Below are 17,543 nucleotides of genomic sequence, written 5' to 3' on the forward strand. Positions count from 1 at the left end.
TGCGGCAGGCTGCGCTGACCTGAATCAACATTCGGATGCAGTCTTTTACCGGAGCTTCACGATTGTCGGCGCGGCGGCCTGGCGCATGATTTCCCGGCAGGCCGTGTCTGTCGGAAGCCCGCTGCGTCCGCCCTCGGCGGTCACGGAAAGTGCGGCGGCGGCGGTCGCGTAGGCGGCGCAGTCCAGCGGCTTTTCGCCCCTGGCGACAGCCAGGGCATAGGCGCCGTGATAGCAATCGCCGGCTCCGGTCGTATCCACCGTTTGCACCGGAATTGCCGGGATATGCCAAATTCTTTCGTCGCCAATTTGGCGCAAATAGGAGCCGCGTTCGCCATCTGTCAGCACGACGGCAGTCAAGTCGCTGCGCCAGAGCCGGTCGAGGATGTCAACGGGATCGTTCAGACCGGTCGCCCCGCGCCCGAAGGCCATCGGCAGGACGAGATGATCGGCAAGCGCCATGACGCGGTCTGTCGCCTCACCCACCGACCACTCGATGTCGGCAACGATGGTCACGCCCAGCGCCTTCGCGCGCCCGACGGCCGGCTCAGAATGCACCGCATAGCCATCGACAAGCAGAACCGCCGCGGCGGTGAATGTTTCTTCGGCCAGGCTATCGGACGTGCCGTGGGGCACGTCGTCATCATAGGCGATGAAGCGCTCTCCATCGGAACCGACGGTAATTTGCGATCGTATGGGCGCTGCGTCAGGCCGGTGCGGCGCCATGGAAATATCGACGCCTTCGCGCTGAAGTTCGATACCGGCGACATCGTCTGCAAGATCGGGCAACCAGCCGATAAAGGCGCCACGACCGCCAAGGCGGGCCACGGCCACAAGGGCCGTGGCGACATTGCCGCCGTGGGCGAGCCGGCGGCCCGTCACCTTGCCCTTGCCGGCCGATAGCGGTCGATCGACATAGACGATGTGATCGACCGCAATGGCTCCGAATCCGATGACATCGATCCGGCCCGACATGGGATTATGCTCCTGCGGCAGCGAGCGCGTCTGCAGGCGCCACACCATCGTGGATGACCATCTTATAGGCGAGAGCCGCCTTCGTCGTGTCGCCATGGCCCCAGAGATTGCGGCCGACGACGGCACCCTTCGCGCCCGCCCGCAAGGCGTCTGCGGTCTGGGTCAATGCGCCCAGGAGGTCCTTGGTTTTCGGTCCGCCGGCGATGACCACGGGGACCGGGCAGGTCGCAACCGTTTCGCGGAACGAGTCGAAGTCCCCAGTGTAGCCGACCTTGATCACATCGACGCCCGTCTCGTAGCCGATGCGCACAGCATAGGCGATCTCGTCCGGGGTAAAGACGATCTTGCCACCGTCGGAGAAATCGCGCGGATAGACATGGGCGATGACCGGCATTTCGAAGCGTGCCGCCGCGTTGACCGTATCTGTCAGCCACCGGATATACTCACCCTCGGTATTGCCGCGAACTGGAATGGCCACCGCGAGCGCATCTGCGCCATAGCGCACGGCGTCTTCCGGCGTTGCGATCAGCTGGCGAATGCGGTCGTCGGCCGTGAAGCAGCCGGCCTGGATGACGAGAGCCGCCTTGCCCGCATATTGGGACCAGAGATGGCGGGCAGCACCCGGCTGGATGCTCACATAGTCGGGACCGCCTGCCATGACGCGGCTGAGCGCGCCCGGCAGATCTGCCAGCCCGCCTTCACGGACATTGCCGTAGCCGACGAAGTGGTCGACGGCCCCGCCGAAGAGATTTCCGGACGGATTGGAGAAAAGGCGAGACAGGCGAATTTTGGTTCCAAGACCCATGATGATGATTTCCTTATGTGAGCTGAAGAGATCGAGCGGACCTTAACTCGAAAGCAAACAAAGACTCAATCTTTCGAAACCTTTCATTTTTCACTTAGCGAGATCAAATTTCCGTGCTAAATGATGCGAAATTCAAAACGAAACCTTTCGAAACGTCTCCGCCCTTTCGAATTTCAAAAGCCACCTTCGAAAAGCGCGGTTCATTTGGGATTGCACATGCTGGCAGAGCAGAGACGGCAACAGATATTGATCGAGCTGCAGCGGGTCGGTCAGATCAGGACGAACCAGCTTTCGGAGCTGTTCGAAGTCTCAGAGGTCACCATACGCGCCGATCTCGAGCTTCTGGCGTCGAAGAAACTCCTCATCAAAACCCATGGCGGCGCGATTGCGCTGCCTGCAGCATCGCCCGCCGCCGCCTTCGAAGAGCGCATGCAGCGCAATTTCGACGCCAAGCGGCGGATCGCGCATCTCGCCGCGAAACAGATCATCGACAACCAGTCCATCGTCTTTGACAGCGGCTCCACCCTGCTGCAGGTCGCCATGCAGATGCCGCCGGTCAACAATGTCGTCGTGGCGACGACGGCGATGAACATCGCGCAGCACCTGATGTATCGGCCCGGCCTCGACGTCCACATGATCGGCGGCCGGGTATTTCCGAGCACGGTCAGCACGCTGATCGCCGATTCCGACAAGGTGCTCGGCGGGCTCGTCGCCCATCAGGCCTTCGTCAGTGCGCACGCGATCGACCAGTCCTTTGACGTCGTCGATGTCTCCGAAGACGTCGCCCGCACCAAGCGGAACCTGGTGCGCATGGCCCGTCGCGTCGTCCTGGTGGCTGACTCGAGCAAGTGGGACATTGGCGCATCCTCCAAGGCCTTCTCGCTCTCCCGCGTCGATCTGATCATTACCGACAGCGGCCTGCCCCACAGCATCCGCCATCGGCTCGACAAGCTTGGCGTCGAAGTGCGCTACGCCTGACAATTCAGGCGTGGCCGGCCGCCGCTGCTCGCCCTTAGAACCCTAACCTGCGCAATGTCTCGAAATTGACCTTCACGGCGCGGGCCGGGTCTGCTCCCGCTTCTTTCGATTCCTCCTCCACCACGATCCATCCATTGAAATTCGGCGCGTTTTTCGCAGCTTCAATCACTGCGGGCACATCACATGCGCCCTGCCCCAGCATCGCCCAGTTCCCCGCCTTGTCCACATCCTTCAGATGAACGTAGCGGATGCGGTCGCGGTAGGCGTTGAGCGTGTCGCCCATCGTCTGGCCGCCGCGCAGGATATGGCCGGTATCCGGCACCCAGCCGACCGTCGGCTCCAGCTTCTCGAAAATGGCGTCGTAATCGGCGCGGGTGAACAGAAGCGTGTTGTGGTGCGATGAGGGATGAATGGCGACGGTCACGCCTGCCGCCCTGCCGATTTCGCTCGACCGGTTGTAGCATTCTGCGGCGATGGCGAATTTCTCCTCGCGCGGACCTTCATCCATGACCGTTGCGGAGCCCATCGACACGAGCGCGCCCGGAAAATGCGCGGCAAAATCCACCCAGCGCCGCGTTGCCTCCAGATCTTCGGCGAGCATCGCAGGAATTGTGAAGCCGCTTTGCGACCCAAAGGCAAAGGAAACAAGCTGCAGTCCGGCCGAGGCCAGCGCTTTTGCAAAGGCATCCGGCTTGCCGGCATAGTGGCCGATCATCGTATCGGTGATTTCGATACCCGAATAGCCGCCCGCAGAAATGGCGCTCAGGAGGTCGTCCGGCCCGCCGTCCCAGCCGCTGCCGAGCATCTCCCAGGTGAATGTCTGGCAGCCGATTTTCAGTTCTGTCGTGTTCATGATGGTCCTGACCTGTCCTGTGCAAGCCAGGGGGCGCTGGCTGTTCGATGGGGTGCTCCGGCCTTGCGAAAGTCGCAAGCCATTTGCCGCTGACGCAGGGGTACCGGAGACGAGCATTTGGTGGGATCGAGACGCCTCCCAACGTCTTGTCATTACGTAAGATTAAATGTTATCGTGCGTCAAGTTTAATCGTGAAGCGCGCGCAGTCATCGGCCGTCCTTTCGGATCTCAATCCCCCACGCAGGAAGTTATAGGTAATTGATATGACAACACAAAAAGAACAGGTTCTGCGCATCGGCGTGGTCGGTTGCGGCAGCATTTCGCTTGCCTATATGCGCAACGCCGCGCTGTTTCGGAATGTCGAAATCACCGCCTGCGCCGACATCAATCCGGCTGCGGCAAAAGCGCGCGCGGAGCAGTTCGGCCTCCGCGCCCAGGCAGTCGAGGACCTGATCGTTTCCAGGGATATCGACCTCGTCCTGAACCTCACCATACCCGCCGCCCATCATGATATTTCGATGCAGGCGCTGCTGGCGGGCAAACATGTCTTCACTGAAAAGCCGTTGGGTGTCACAGGCGCGGAAGGCCGCAGCCTCGTCACGACGGCCAAACAGAGGGGCCTTGCTCTGGGCTCCGCACCCGATACGTTCCTGGGTGCCGCAGGCCGTCTTGCCCGGCGCATGATTTCTTCGGGCGCCATCGGCAAGCCGGTGACGGGGACGGCCTTCATGATGGGCCGCGGGATGGAGCATTGGCACCCGGATCCCGGTTTCTACTACCAGCCGGGCGCAGGCCCGGTCATGGACATGGGCCCCTATTATCTCTCCATGATGGTCAATCTCATGGGTCCCGTCCGCCGCGTGCAGGCGGTGGCGACGAGCGGGCAGCAGGAGCGCCTGATTACCGCAGAAGGACCGAAGAAGAACACGACCTTCAAGGTCGGGACGCCGACCAGCGTCCTGTCGCTTCTGGAGTTTGAAAACGGCGCAACCGTCACCTTCGGTGCCTCCTGGGACGTTTTCCGCCACTCCAATTATCCGATTGAGCTGCATGGAACGGAAGGTTCCCTGCGTCTTCCTGACCCTGACAATTTCGGCGGCGTCATAGGACTTTCGAGACAGGGTGCGCCCTGGGAAGAGACAGACACTGCCGGCGATCTCTTCGGCGCGGTCAACTGGCCGATCGACAAGCCCGACCGCGCCAATTACCGGATGGTGGGCCTTGCCGACCTTGCACGTTCCATTGTCGAAGGCCGGCCGCCGCGTGCTTCGGGTGATCTCGCCCTGCATGTCCTCGACATCATGGAATCGATCCTGCGCGCCGGCGAAACGGGCACCGCGCAACTGATCGAGTCAGAGCTCGCGCAACCCATCGAATTCACCGAGACCGAGGCCAGGAGCCTGCTGGCATGAACAGGCTCGACCCTTCGGCTCTCAACGCGCTGCAGTGGCCGTCCGAGCCTGAAAAGCCTGTCGAAAACTGCACACCGGAAGAGGCGCGACGGCAATATTTCGCCGGCTTTGCCAGGCTTCAGCAGCCTCTTGAGCCGGTCGGGGAGATCACCGAGCAGGTCGTCAGCGGCATACGCGTGAAAATCTGGCGCGGCCGCGATGCGCCGCGCGAGGGTGCCCCGGCGATGCTCTACCTTCATGGTGGCGGGTTTGTCATCGGCGCACCGGAGACCCACGAGGACATCTGCCGTATCCTTGCAAATATGGCTCAGGCCGTTGTCGTTTCGCCCGACTACAGGCTGGCGCCCGAACACCCCTTTCCTGCAGCGATTGAGGATTGCGCGGCCACCCTGGGCTGGATGGTGATGCATGCCGATGTGCTGGGGATCGATCCGAGACGCATCGTTGTTGCTGGCGACAGCGCGGGCGGAAACCTGGCGGCCGTTGTGGCGCTGTTGGCGCGCGATGGCGAAGCGCCGCCAGTGGCAGGACAGTTCCTCATCTATCCGGTCACCGACCAGCGCCAGCAATCGGAAAGCTACCGCGCATTCGCGAACGGTTTTGGGCTGACGGCCGAGGCAATGCGGTGGTTTCGGGAGCAGTATTGCGATGATCCGGCGGCCATGACGAACTGGCGCGCCTCACCCTTGCTGACCGCGTCGCTCGCCGGTGTGGCACCTGCCTTCGTCGTTCTTGCCGGTTGCGATGTGCTTTACGATGAAGGTCTGGCCTATGCCCTGCGACTGAAGGATGAGGCGGGTGGGACCTATCGTGTCTGGCCCGGACAGATCCACGGTTTCGTTTCGATGGCGCGCGCCATCCCGCAAGCGCATGAAGCGCTCGCCGACATCGCCGCCGCATGGCGCGAACTTGGCCGCGGGTGAAGGGTTAGAGCAATTTCAGCGAAGGTGGAAACCGGTTTCGCGTCCGAAATTGCGCAAAAACAAGGCGATAGATCGTTTCAGCGTTTCTGTGAAACGTTGAAATGATCACGGTTAGCCTCGTTTATGCGGAATCGCGCATGACAAGGGTCGCTTCCAGGATGACGCTGTTCGGCATCGCCTTTCGTCCGGCAGCGTCCTCGTCGAGGAGATTCAGCAGCATTTCAACCGAACGCGCGGCGATTTCTGGCGCATTCTGTGCCATCGTCGTCAGCGATGGGCAGGCGTAGCGGCTGAGCGGGTGATCGTCATGGCCGGCGATGCGAATATCGCAGCCGTCGGCCCGCCCGATCTTGAGGCCAGCGGCAAAGGCGGCGGCCATGGCCCCGAAAGCAAAACGATCATTGGCGCAGAGCAGTGTCTTGCCCGGCAATCCCCCCTTCGCCAGCAGATGGTTCATCTGCTCATAACCGAGCCGTTCGAATTCCCAGGATGGCGGCGCATCGCAGGCAATCACCAGCGGCGAATGGCCTTCCCGCGCCATCGTTGCGGAATAGCTTTCGGTGCGCTCATTGGTGTTTTCCACCAGATGCGGAACATCCAGGAAGACCGGCGGCTCGCCGGAGCGGCAGAGGTACTGAACGATGGCCGCGACGCTCTGTGCGTTGTCGTTTCCGACGAAGGGCAGATTGAAGCGCGAAGGACTATCGAAGCAGACGATGGGAATGGCATCCTTCAGCCGTTCCAGTGCAAACTTCCGTGAGCTGTTGCCCATGGGCGCGACGATCGCGCCGGCCACCTTCAGCGACAAAAGCGTGCGGACGGCCTCCTCTTCCAGTTCGGGTCGCGTGTGCGACGAAATCTGCACCGGCCAATAGCCTTTGCCGCGCAACTCGATTTCAATCAATGACACGACCTGCACATAGAACGGGTCCGCCATCGTGGGGACGAGAATGCCGATATTTTTCGTGCGCTTCCTGTTCAGGTGCCTTGCAAAGAGATTCGGTTCGAAGTTCGACTTCTTGAGTACCGCTTCGATGCTCTTGCGGGTGACCTCTTTCACCTGGGACGGATCATCAAAGTATTTCGAAAGAGTCGGGCGAGACACTCCGCAGGCAACCGCGAAATCATCCATGGACCGATATGTTTTCTTCGCCATTCGTTTCCCCCGCCATTTGCCGGAACGGGCATCCGGACTTCAATTCCTGTGAAAACCCCAATGCCTGATGGCGCGAAATTCGGCAAGAGAGGCAGCAGACCGCCATCGTCCGCATGAGCTTTTCGATGCCGGGATGAGATTGCGCCGGATCCCGCCTATTCCGGTCCTTACAGTCAATCTTTCATTTGTTTACGAAAGTAAAGAAAAAATGCATCTCGGGCAACAGAAGACGTGCAATAAAATTTCCGCGCGCAAAATTTTTTTATCATTTATTTTCATATGGATATGATCCAAAATGCCAGATAATTTTGCATTTCCGTTCAGATGTCGGTTGACATGCCGCGATCATGGGAACCTACTGCCGGCACGATCTTTGGGAGGATCGACATTTCATCAGTCGAACGGGAGGAAGACATGAAATTCAGTACATTCGGAAAAACCCTGGCCATCACCGCCGCGGCCCTCGGTCTTTGGGCCTCGACGTCGCTGGCGGCGGATACGACCATCGAATTCATCCAGTGGTGGGAACCCGAAATGCCGGCAGGCGCAATGCGCGGCATCATGGATCAGTTCGAAAAGGAAAACCCCGGCATCAAGGTCACGCTCGTCAGCGGCCCCTATGCCACCACCCATGACCAGATCGTTGTCGGCGCAGCTTCGGGCACGCTCAGCGACGTGGTCGGCCTCGATGGTGCATGGGTCAATGGCCTGACCAAACAGGGCGCCATCACGGATATGGGCGCGCTGATGGACAAGGCGAAATACGATCGCAGCCAACTCGCCGATATCGTCAAGGTGGATGGCAAGAGCGTCATGTTCCCTGTCGCCTCTTTCGTCTATCCGGTCTTCGTCAACCTTGATCTGGCAAAGGCAGCAGGCGTCGACAAGATGCCGACGAACCGGACGGAATTTGCCGCAGCGGCCAAGAAGATGACCGATGCGTCGAAGAATGTGTACGGATGGGTTCTTCCGCTTTCGCTGCAATCGCCGAGCGGCATCCAGAACGACGTCATGTCCTGGGTCTGGGCATCCGGCGGCTCCATGTTGAAGGACGGCAAGCCGAACCTCGAGAATGACGATGTGGTCGGGACGCTTGATTACATCAACAAGCTTAACAAGGACGGCGTCGTTTCGCCCGGCATCTTCGCCAAGAAGGAACAGGACAAGGTCGAGGAGTTCGTCAACGGTCGCGTTGGCATGATGATCGACTCGCTTGCCCACGTGAACCTGATCCGCCAGCGCAATCCGAACCTTCACTTCGGCGTCTCGGCGCTCCCTGCGAAGGACGGTTACACCGGCAAGCGCGGAATGCCATATGCGTCCTGGGGTATCGGCATCAGCGAAAGCAGCAAGCACAAGGATGAAGCCTGGAAGCTTGTCGAATTCCTGATGAGCCCCAAGGTCAACAGCCAGCTGGTCTCGATCGCCAACGCATTTCCGGGCAACGTCAAGGCTCAACCGGACTTCGTGAAGACCGACGCGATCTTCGGCGACGCATTCAAGATCTATCAGAGCGGCTATCCGGCGAACGAATTCGTTGGTCTTCCCGTGGCTGAAGAACTGATGCGTGACATGAACGTCGAAGTGCAAAAGCTGTTCGACGGTCAGCAGTCGGCCAAGGATGCAGCTGCCAAAGCTCAAAAGGCATGGCTCGCCAAGTTCTGATCTGAATATACTCCCAAGGTGGCTGGCGGCGTTTCGGCGCCGTCAGCCTTCTGCGTCCAGTGCCGGCGGGCTTGCCGGCAAAAATGGTCGGCAAATTGGAAGGTAAAGTCCCATGACCAGTATAAGCCCGGCGCTTGCAGGAGCCCAACCGAAGAAGGCAGCCAGAAAATCCCGGCTGAGTTACAGGTCGCTGCAGAAGCTGACGCCCTATCTCTATGTTTCGCCGGCGACGCTGCTTCTTGTCTTCCTGATGCTTTTGCCCATGGTGACGGTGTTTCGATATTCGCTGATGGACAACGCCATCATGCGCAAGGACGCGGGATTTGCCGGGTTCAAGAACTACCTGACCATCTTCGAAAATCCGGTGTTCTGGCAGTCGCTCGGTCACACGCTGTACTTCACCGTCATGAGCGTCGTCTTCCATCTGCTTCTCGGGCTCGCCTTTGCGCTGATGCTCAACACCCAGCGCATTGATCCCTTCATAAGAAGCATTCTGCGTGTTCTCTACATTCTTCCCTGGCTTTTCACGGCCGTCATCATCGCCATCATATGGCGGCTGCTTCTCGATCCGAACGGGGTCGTCAACAGCATCCTGATGACGCTGCATATCGTGGACTTCAAGGTCGAGTGGTTCTCGTCGCCCAAGACCGCGCTACATGCGCTGACTTTCGCCAATATCTGGGCCGGCTATCCGCTCTACATGGTCAGCCTGCTGGCCGGACTGCAGGGCATCCCCAAGGATCTTTACGAAGCGGCCGGCATAGACGGCGCGAACGACTTCGAAAAATTCTGGTACATCACGATCCCGCAGCTCATGCCCGTCATGATCAGCATTTCGCTTCTCGATTTCATCTGGACCATGCAGGTCTTCCCGCTTGTGTGGATGACCACCGGCGGCGGGCCGATCTACTCGACCGAGATGCTGTCGACCTTCACCTACAAGCTGGCGTTTGCCCAATATGAGTTCTCGGCCGCGTCGGCGAGCGCCATCGTCATCCTCGTGATGTCGATGAGCGTGACATATTTCTACATCAAGCATCAGCAGCGCAGGTGATCGGCATGGCAAAGCGTTCCTCGTTCAAACGATCCGTTCTTCCGACGCTTCTCATTTACGTTGGGCTGCTGGCGGGCCTGGCCTTTGCGACGTTTCCGATCCTCTGGATGCTCTTCACATCGCTGAAGTCGAACACGGAGATCTTTGCACTGCCGCCTCGGCTTCTGCCCAAGCAGGCAACGCTTGAGGCCTATTTCACGATCTTCCGCGATCCGGTGAAGGTACGGTTCTTCCTGAACAGCTACCTCATCGCGGGCGTGGTGACGGTGCTCACCGTTCTCATTTCCATCCTCACCGCCTACGGCTTCAGCCGCTATTCCTTCCGGTTCAAGGGTGCGCTGAACGTCTTCATCATCAGCACGCAGACCGTTCCGCCGATCACCCTGCTGATCCCCTATTTCGGCATCGTCGTCGCGCTGAAAATCTTCGACAGCTATTTCGCGTTGATCCTGACCTACTTGGTCTTCACACTGCCCTATGCCATCCTGTTGATGACCGGCTATTTCAACACGCTTCCGAAGGAACTCGACGAGGCCGTGCTGGTCGACGGCGGGTCGAGCTGGACTGCGCTCTGGCGCGTCATCGTCCCCGTATCCATTCCGGGCATCGTGGCCACCTCTGTCTACACGTTCCTGCTCTCGTGGAACGAGTTTCTCTTCGCCCTGACGCTGACCAAGTCCACGAGCTTGCGAACGGTGCCCATCGGCATCCAGCTTCTCATGGGCCAGCATGCGTTTGAGTGGAACGAGATGATGGCCATGAGCGTGCTTGGCTCGCTGCCGCTCCTGCTTCTCTATCTCTTCGCGCAGCGCTACTTCCTGGCAGGCATGACGGCCGGTTCGGTCAAGAGCTGACCCAGCCCTGGGGAATAGGAAGGAAAGCGTGAGCGCATATAAGATGCGTTTCACGCTTCCCTGATCCCGGCTCAGCCAAAAAGGTCGGGCAGGTCCGACAGCACGGTTTGCGCGCCGGCTTTGAAGAAGCGATCTGCAATCTCGCGGTCGTTGATCGTGGCGACGGCATATTCGATGCCGCTGTCGGCGAGACGCTTCAGGGCGTCCTCCGGCATGAATTCGTGCTGCACATGCAGGATCTGGCACTTCGTCTCGTCGAGCAGGGCCTTCGGATCGCGCGGGGGTGCGACGACGGCATAGGCCCGCGGTACGTCGGGCATCAGGCGGGCGGCGGCATGGACGGAGCGGATCGAGAAGCTGGTGAAGAACAGCTTGCTACGACCCACCGGCCACAGCGCCTTCATCGCGGCAAGCGCCACTTCCGCCGTCTCGACATCGTCGCCTGCGGTCGGCTTCAGTTCAAGCTGCAAACCGAGATCAAGTTCCAGCACCGTCTCGACCAGCTCCTCCAGCGTCGGCACGCGGGTGCCGGCAAAATCGGGGCTGAACTTGGCTCCGGCGTCGAGCTTGCGGATATCTTCGAACAGCGTATTGCCGACAAAGCCTGTGCCGTTCGTGGTGCGGTCGAGGCGATCATCATGGATAATAACGGGCTTCATGTCGCTGGTCAGTTTGACATCGACCTCGACCCAGCGCGCGCCCTTTTCGGCTGCGGCGCGCATGGCGGGAAGTGTATTTTCCGGCGCCAGAAGGGGCGCGCCGCGATGGGCGATCAGGGCATCGGGAACAACGGCATTGTGACGTTCGCGGGTGGCGAGCGGTCGCGGATCGGTGAAGGGCATGGATATGGTCTTTCGGTGTGCGAATGAGAGAAGAGCCGTGGCGGGCGAGACGCGACGCCACGGTAACGAAGTTCTGATCCGGGCGAGGATCAGTTCAGCGTGACCTTGCCGACGAAGGTCTTCTTGATATCGTCGCCGAAGGGCTTGGCGGCCCAGACGGTCGAGAACTTGCGGTCGGCAGCCGGGATGAGGCCGACGGAGCTGTCGGCGTCCGGGTTCTGCGGCGCGATACCGAAGACCTTGGCAAACTGGGTCTGCGTCTTGCCGCTGGTCAGCCAGTTGATGAACACGAGGGCAGCGGCCTTGTGCCTGGCGTTTGCCGGGATGGCCACGACATTGCCGCCGCCGGGCATGCCGAAGTCCGGAACATACATCTTGATGTCCTTGGACACTTCGCCCTTGACCTGCAGACCGGCGATCTGGTCTTCCCAGGCCGCAACCAGCTTGAACTCGCCGCTGTTGATGCGGGTGACGCTATCGGCGTTGGATGCGGTGATGACGTAGCCGGCCTGGTTGGCCTTGAACCAGCTCCAAGCCGGTGCGAGCTTGGCGATTTTGTCCGGCGAGGACGTGCCGTCGGTGTAGTCGATGTCCTTGACCAGCGCGCGCGTCACAGCCTCGATGAACGCCGGGCCCGAGCCGCCGTTTTCGGTGTTGAAGCCGACCTGACCGGGGTTCTTCTTCATGAAGGCAACGAAATCGTCGAGCGTGTGGGGCAGCTCGGCTTCCTTGATGAGGGCGGGGTTATAGGCGATACCGGTCTGGTTGCCCCAGAAGGCCGGCGCATAGCCCTTGTTGTCGACGCCTTCGATCTTGTAGCGCAGCTTGGCGCCTTCCGGCAGAAGCGCCGTCAGCGGACCGAAGAAGACTTCTTCGGGCTTGAATGTGTTGAGCGCCGCGCCACCGAACGAGATCACATCGATATCGCCTTCGGCGCGAGACTTTTCGGCCATCATCTTGTCCTGATTGGCCTTGGCTTCACCGTTGGGGATCGTGACCTTGATACCGGTCTCGGTCTCGAAGGCTTTGACCTGCTCGCGGAAGCGGTCCTGGAAATACCAGTTGAACCAGGAAACTTCGCCTTCCTTTTTGGCCTGGGCGACGATTTCATCCCAGCTCATCTGAGCGAGATCCTTGGCCTGGGCCGGAGCCTGAAGGCCTGCCAGCGGCAGAGCCGTGGCGAGAGCGAAAAGGGCAGCTTTCTTCAGCATGTTGGAAAATCCTTGGTGGGTTGGAAGACGAGACGGCATCGCCGTCATCCCTTGCCCGCCGAGGCCGCAGTACCTGTGCTCTTCAGCAGGTGCTCGGCAATCAGCATCAGGAGGACATTGGGGACGACGAGGATCAGGGACACGGCCGCGGCATTGGGCCGGATGAAATTGTATCCGAGGTAGGAATAGAGAATGGTCGGTACGGTGGTGAAGTCCGGCGCGCCGACGATGTAGGAGACCGCGAACTCCTCGATGGAGAGGATGAAGACGATGATGATTGCGGCAAGCAGCCCCGGTTTCAGAACCGGCAGATAGGCATGGCGGAAAACGGTCAGGCGGCTGGCGCCCAGATCGCGCGCGGCATCGATCAGATCCTGCCGGACGCCCGAGAACGACACCGTCAAGAGCCGGATGGCATAGGGCAGAAGGCAGACGGTATGGCCGATGGCGATACCCAGGAAGCGTGAATAGATGCCGAGCTTCGACAGAAGGGTCACGTAGAAGATCGCGAGCACGAAGAGCGGCATGGCAAGCGGAAGCAGCGTCAGCACCTGCGCGACCGCCTTGCCGTGAAACTCCATCCGTCCAAAGGCAAAGGCCGTCGGCAATGCCAGCAGGATCGTGGCGATCGAGACGGTCGCGGCGACCGTGTAGCTGTTGATGAGTGCCTGCTGTAGCCCGCTCGTCGTCCAAATTTCCACCCAACGCCCAAACGAGAGGACGGGCGGCAGGACGTTGGGATAGGCCCAGGGGTGCGAGGGATCGACGAGCGACCACAGCACTGCCATGCCGAACGGCAGGAGGAGGGCGAAGAAGAAGACCACGAGAGCGAAGAGGATCAGCGCGCGGTTGCGCCAGCGCTCTGCAGGACGGAAAGGCGTGGCCATGATCTATCTCCCCGCCCGCTTGACAAGAAGCTGCATGAGTCCGGCCAGCAGGATCGAGCCGGCAAGTGAGAGTGCCATCAGGGTGACGGCGACGACGGAGGCGAGGCTCACACCCTGAAGCCCGTTGTCGGTCTCCATGCGCACCATGAATTGCGCCATGGAATTGAGGTTCGTCGGTCCCGCGACCGCCTGGAACGTGTAGTCGCCGGCCGCTCCGATAAAGATGATGATGAGGGCGGCCTGGAGCGACCGCAGCGTGAGCGGCAGGACGACGCGGCGCAGCCGCCCGAACGGTCCGGCGCCGAGATCCCGCGCCGCATTGAGCACATCGTCGCTGATTGCGCGCACCGAGCCCGACAGGATCAGGAAGGCGAGCGGCATGTTCTTCCAGACCTGCAGGACGACGACGCCGATGGCATAGGGGTCGTTCTGCATGCGGAGAGGCCGGGCGGCGAGGCCGAGACCGACCAGCGCGACATTGAGAAAGCCCTGGAAGGAGACGAAATTGACATAGAGGAAGGCGGCGACCAGCCCGTGGACGAGGATTGGCGCCTTGATCAGCGCGCTGACGAGATCGGACCCGGCAAAAGGCCGGCGCAGCCAGAGCGCCACCGGATAGGCAAGTGCCACGGAGAGGAGTGCTCCGAGCGTCCCGATCCGGGCGGAATAAAGGAAGGCGCGTGCGAACTGCTCATCGGCGAAAACCGTGTACCAGGCCTCGGACGACAGCGAGATCTGTCCGGACACCTCGGTCCAGGTGACGGACTGGCTCACCGCCATGCCTATGACGAACGTCATCAGCAAGACGATGGGAGCAAGGCCGGGGATCAGGAGAAGGTAGGGAACCGCAGTCCGCCGCGTGCTCATGTGACGGCCTCGTTCAGGAAGTGGAAATGCTTCGGCGCGATCTCGATTGCTACCGTATCGCCCTCGCCGGCAGCACTTGCGCCCTCGGCGTAGCCATGCGTCTGGATGCGCCAGCTGTCGCCGTCCGTCGCCCCCTGCCCGGCCTCGAGATCCACCAGATTGCCGAGATAGGTGCGCGAGCGGACCTGCAGGCGATAGATATTCTCCCACGCAGACCCGGCTTCGCTGTCCGCCACGATGCGCGCATCTTCCGGTCGCCAGCACAGATAGACCCGCTGAGCGACCGGCGGAGTTTCGGACCGCACCGTGGCTTCGCCCAACGGCGTTTCCACCTTGTAGATGCCGTTCGTCCGGTCTTCGGCGAGAACCTTTGCGGCCATGATATTGGCGGTGCCGATGAAATCGGCGACGAAGCGGTTGGCGGGGCGGCGATAGATGTCTTCTGGCGCGCCCATCTGCTCGACCACGCCGGCGCGCATCACAACGACGAGATCTGACATGGCCAGCGCTTCTGCCTGATCGTGGGTCACGTATACAGCGGTAAACCCTTGCGCCCGCTGCAGCGCGCGGATTTCCCCTCGCACCTGATCGCGCAGCTTGGCGTCGAGATTGGAGAGCGGCTCGTCGAACAGCATGACGCCGGGGCGCACGGCCATGGCGCGGGCGAGTGCCACGCGCTGCTGCTGCCCGCCCGAAAGCTGCGCAGGCAGACGCTCAAGCTGGGCGGAGAGCCGCACCTGGGCCGCAACCTCCTCGACGCGCGCCGTCATCTCGGCACCCGAAAGCCGCTTCTGGCGCAGGCCAAAGCCGATATTGCCGGAGACAGTCAGATGCGGGAAAAGCGCATAGGACTGGAAGCACATGGCGGTATCGCGCCGCTCCGGCGGAATGCCGGCCATGTCCCGGCCCTCGATCTCGACCCGTCCGCTATCGAGCGGAATGAAGCCTGCGATCGCGCGCAGCAGGGTCGTCTTGCCACAGCCGGAGGGGCCGAGCAGTGTTACCAGCTCGCCCTTGCGGGCGCTGAAACTGACGGCGTTGAGAGCCTGGAAGCTGTCATAACGAAGACTGGCGTCCTCAACCCTGAGCGCGGGGGCGTCGCTGACCATCTCGCAAACCTTTCTCGATATCGCCCGCGTTTCCGCGTCCGATAGAAAGGCTTTATCATGCGTTATGTATAATATTTATGACCGATGATTCACCGGCATGAAATTGTCGACTCTCCCGATTTCAGGACGGATACGACCACCAATTGCGCTTGCGACAAAATTTTTGAAACATTATGTATGATTTCAACATGCAGGAATGCGCCGTAGGGCCGGGCTGCAGAAAAACCGGACTGCGGAGGAACAGGTCATGAAAAGACAGGCGCGACCTGACCTGTCGGGCAACGAACGGATGGTTCTGGAGATCGTCCGGCGGGCGTCAGGCGGCGCCATGCGTTCCTCCGTGGCACCGCAGACCAATCTCACCCAGCCCTCCGTTCACCGCATCGTCGACACGTTGCTGGAGGCGGGACTGATCAAACTTGGCGAAGCCGTCGCGCATGGGCGCGGCAAGCCGAGCCCTGTGCTGCAGTTGAATGGAGGCGCTGGCTACACGATCGGCATCTCCATCAACACCGACTGCGTTTCCTTCGGTATCTGCGATTTCGCCTGCAACATCGTGCATGAGGAAATGCTTGAGGGGCGACCGGACAGCCGCCATGACACCCTGTTCCTGCTCAAGCAGCGCATCCGTGAAGCCATGATCGGCCGCGGCATCGATCCGTCGCGCCTCATAGGTGTCGGGTTTTCCATGGCCGGCTTTTTCGTGGACGGTCAGCGCAGGTTCAACGCGCCGGAACCGCTACGCGACTGGTCACTCGTCGATATCCGCAGCGAACTCGAAACGCTGTTCGATCTTCCGGTACTGGTCGAGAACAACGGAACGACGGGTGCGATCGGCGAGTCGGCCTTGGGCGCCGGCCGGCGATTTCCCACCTTCGGCTATCTCTCGTTCAACTACGGCTTCGGCGGCGGCATTGTTCTGGACGGCAGACCGCTTTTCGGCGCGTTTGGCAATGCGGGCGAAATCAGCCGCGTTTTCACGGTTGAGGAAGGTCCGTCGCGCCCTGCCCTAGGCGAATTGCTCAAGCGCCTGAACGCCCGCGGCGTCGAAATCGCCAACATTCGCGAGCTGCGCCGGCGTTTCGATCCTCTCTGGCCTGGCGTGGAGGAGTGGATTGAGGAAGTTACACCAGCGCTCAACCGCGCCATCGACATGCTGCGCGGTGTCATCGACCCGGAGGCAATCGTCTACGGTGGCGAACTGCCGCAGGCGCTGGGCGAGCGGCTCCTGCAGGTTCCCCCTTCGAAATCCGGCGCGCGCTATGGCGTGGAAGCGCCCTACCCGACGCGCCTTGTCAGCGAGATCGCCGGGGATCCCGCCATCTTGGGTGCCGCCCTCATTCCGCTCATGGAGCGTTATTTTCTCTGGTCGCTGCCAAAACCCTGAACCGGGCCGAATCCCGGCAATCCGGTGAGCTTGCATAAAGTCTCACAGCAGCCGCAGTATCATCCCGTGTTTGACAGGCGCAGCCGCGCCATCCGGGTCGTGTCGGCATAGCGGCCGTTGCGGAACAGGTCCATCTTGAACTCACCCTCGACCTCGAAGCCGAAGCCGCGATAGAGCGCGATGGCGCGGGCGTTTTCCGAAGCGACGGAGAGTTCGAGACGGACGAGATTGAGCCAGTTGTCGGACAGGTTGATCATTTCCGACATCAGCGCCTTCCCCACGCCTCGCCCGTGGAAGTCCGGATGAACGGCGATGCCGAAGCTGCCGACATGCTTGCGGCGTGGCGCATGATTGAGGAACATGCCGAGATGGCCGACCACGCGGCCCTCGACCTCGGCGACCAGTTCCACGCCCTCCGGATCGCGCGTGCGGTAAAAATCCCGCCAGAACTGGACATCGCGATGAGGCAGCTGCGTGGTGAACGCAACCACCTCCTCGAATGCGTAGATGGCGGCGACATCGTCCCCGTCTTCTGCTCTGGGTCTGCGAATGACGATGCCGGACATGG

17 protein-coding genes are annotated in these 17,543 nt (G+C 60.9%); 7 read left to right on the forward strand and 10 right to left on the reverse strand.

The window, feature by feature from the left end; all coding sequences use genetic code 11:
* Positions 1-45: 45 nt before the first annotated feature.
* The gene (locus ABID16_RS11950) at positions 46-972 is read right to left on the reverse strand and encodes a PfkB family carbohydrate kinase (RefSeq protein ID WP_354556577.1); all 927 of its coding nucleotides are present in this window, start codon (positions 970-972) and stop codon (positions 46-48) included.
* A 4-nt stretch (positions 973-976) separates the two neighbouring features.
* On the reverse strand, positions 977-1,777 hold the full coding sequence (locus ABID16_RS11955) for a beta/alpha barrel domain-containing protein (protein ID WP_354556578.1): 801 nt from the start codon (positions 1,775-1,777) through the stop codon (positions 977-979).
* 216 nt (positions 1,778-1,993) lie between these two features.
* Between ABID16_RS11955 and ABID16_RS11960 the strand changes: the two genes are divergently transcribed.
* Positions 1,994-2,755, forward strand: a complete 762-nt coding sequence (locus ABID16_RS11960) for a DeoR/GlpR family DNA-binding transcription regulator (RefSeq protein ID WP_354556579.1) — start codon at positions 1,994-1,996, stop codon at positions 2,753-2,755.
* Positions 2,756-2,789: 34 nt separating this feature from the next.
* Here ABID16_RS11960 and ABID16_RS11965 read toward each other — a convergent pair whose 3' ends face one another.
* Complete coding sequence (locus tag ABID16_RS11965) at positions 2,790-3,608, reverse strand: sugar phosphate isomerase/epimerase family protein (RefSeq protein WP_354556580.1); 819 nt, start codon at positions 3,606-3,608, stop codon at positions 2,790-2,792.
* A gap of 263 nt (positions 3,609-3,871) precedes the next feature.
* On the opposite strand from ABID16_RS11965, the gene ABID16_RS11970 reads away from it, so the two are divergent.
* On the forward strand, positions 3,872-5,020 hold the full coding sequence (locus tag ABID16_RS11970; protein ID WP_354556581.1) for a Gfo/Idh/MocA family protein: 1,149 nt from the start codon (positions 3,872-3,874) through the stop codon (positions 5,018-5,020).
* Positions 5,017-5,943: an alpha/beta hydrolase gene (locus tag ABID16_RS11975; protein ID WP_354556582.1), complete on the forward strand. Its 927-nt coding sequence runs from the start codon at positions 5,017-5,019 to the stop codon at positions 5,941-5,943. Before ABID16_RS11970 ends, ABID16_RS11975 begins: the two co-directional genes overlap by 4 nt.
* A gap of 121 nt (positions 5,944-6,064) precedes the next feature.
* On the opposite strand, the gene ABID16_RS11980 is transcribed toward ABID16_RS11975, so the two are convergent.
* Positions 6,065-7,099, reverse strand: a complete 1,035-nt coding sequence (locus ABID16_RS11980; protein ID WP_354556583.1) for a LacI family DNA-binding transcriptional regulator — start codon at positions 7,097-7,099, stop codon at positions 6,065-6,067.
* Positions 7,100-7,513: 414 nt separating this feature from the next.
* Between ABID16_RS11980 and ABID16_RS11985 the strand changes: the two genes are divergently transcribed.
* The 3 genes from ABID16_RS11985 to ABID16_RS11995 all read left to right on the forward strand — a co-directional run bounded on the left by ABID16_RS11985 (position 7,514) and on the right by ABID16_RS11995 (position 10,672).
* Positions 7,514-8,764, forward strand: coding sequence for an ABC transporter substrate-binding protein (locus tag ABID16_RS11985; protein ID WP_354556584.1), 1,251 nt, complete (start codon positions 7,514-7,516; stop codon positions 8,762-8,764).
* Between the two features lie 112 nt (positions 8,765-8,876).
* Positions 8,877-9,818, forward strand: a complete 942-nt coding sequence (locus ABID16_RS11990; protein ID WP_354556585.1) for a carbohydrate ABC transporter permease — start codon at positions 8,877-8,879, stop codon at positions 9,816-9,818.
* Positions 9,819-9,823: 5 nt separating this feature from the next.
* Entirely contained in the window at positions 9,824-10,672 is an 849-nt protein-coding gene (locus ABID16_RS11995) for a carbohydrate ABC transporter permease (RefSeq protein ID WP_354556586.1), read from the forward strand.
* Between the two features lie 71 nt (positions 10,673-10,743).
* On the opposite strand, the gene ABID16_RS12000 is transcribed toward ABID16_RS11995, so the two are convergent.
* The 5 genes from ABID16_RS12000 to ABID16_RS12020 form a co-directional block, all read right to left on the reverse strand.
* Positions 10,744-11,514 carry a glycerophosphodiester phosphodiesterase family protein gene (locus tag ABID16_RS12000; protein ID WP_354556587.1) on the reverse strand — a complete coding sequence of 257 codons (771 nt, stop codon included), beginning with the start codon at positions 11,512-11,514 and terminating at the stop codon, positions 10,744-10,746.
* Positions 11,515-11,603: 89 nt separating this feature from the next.
* Entirely contained in the window at positions 11,604-12,725 is a 1,122-nt protein-coding gene (locus tag ABID16_RS12005; RefSeq protein ID WP_354556588.1) for an extracellular solute-binding protein, read from the reverse strand.
* Between the two features lie 44 nt (positions 12,726-12,769).
* Complete coding sequence (locus ABID16_RS12010) at positions 12,770-13,612, reverse strand: ABC transporter permease (RefSeq protein ID WP_354556589.1); 843 nt, start codon at positions 13,610-13,612, stop codon at positions 12,770-12,772.
* 3 nt (positions 13,613-13,615) lie between these two features.
* On the reverse strand, positions 13,616-14,479 hold the full coding sequence (locus ABID16_RS12015) for an ABC transporter permease (protein ID WP_354556590.1): 864 nt from the start codon (positions 14,477-14,479) through the stop codon (positions 13,616-13,618).
* Positions 14,476-15,588, reverse strand: coding sequence for an ABC transporter ATP-binding protein (locus ABID16_RS12020; protein WP_354556591.1), 1,113 nt, complete (start codon positions 15,586-15,588; stop codon positions 14,476-14,478). Before ABID16_RS12020 ends, ABID16_RS12015 begins: the two co-directional genes overlap by 4 nt.
* 247 nt (positions 15,589-15,835) lie before the next feature.
* On the opposite strand from ABID16_RS12020, the gene ABID16_RS12025 reads away from it, so the two are divergent.
* On the forward strand, positions 15,836-16,975 hold the full coding sequence (locus ABID16_RS12025; RefSeq protein WP_354556592.1) for an ROK family transcriptional regulator: 1,140 nt from the start codon (positions 15,836-15,838) through the stop codon (positions 16,973-16,975).
* A 59-nt stretch (positions 16,976-17,034) separates the two neighbouring features.
* On the opposite strand, the gene ABID16_RS12030 is transcribed toward ABID16_RS12025, so the two are convergent.
* Positions 17,035-17,541 carry a GNAT family N-acetyltransferase gene (locus ABID16_RS12030; RefSeq protein WP_354556593.1) on the reverse strand — a complete coding sequence of 169 codons (507 nt, stop codon included), beginning with the start codon at positions 17,539-17,541 and terminating at the stop codon, positions 17,035-17,037.
* Positions 17,542-17,543: the final 2 nt, after the last annotated feature.

Source organism: Limnomicrobium aquaticum, assembly GCF_040545545.1.
Lineage (GTDB): Bacteria > Pseudomonadota > Alphaproteobacteria > Rhizobiales > Rhizobiaceae > Ensifer_A > Ensifer_A aquaticum.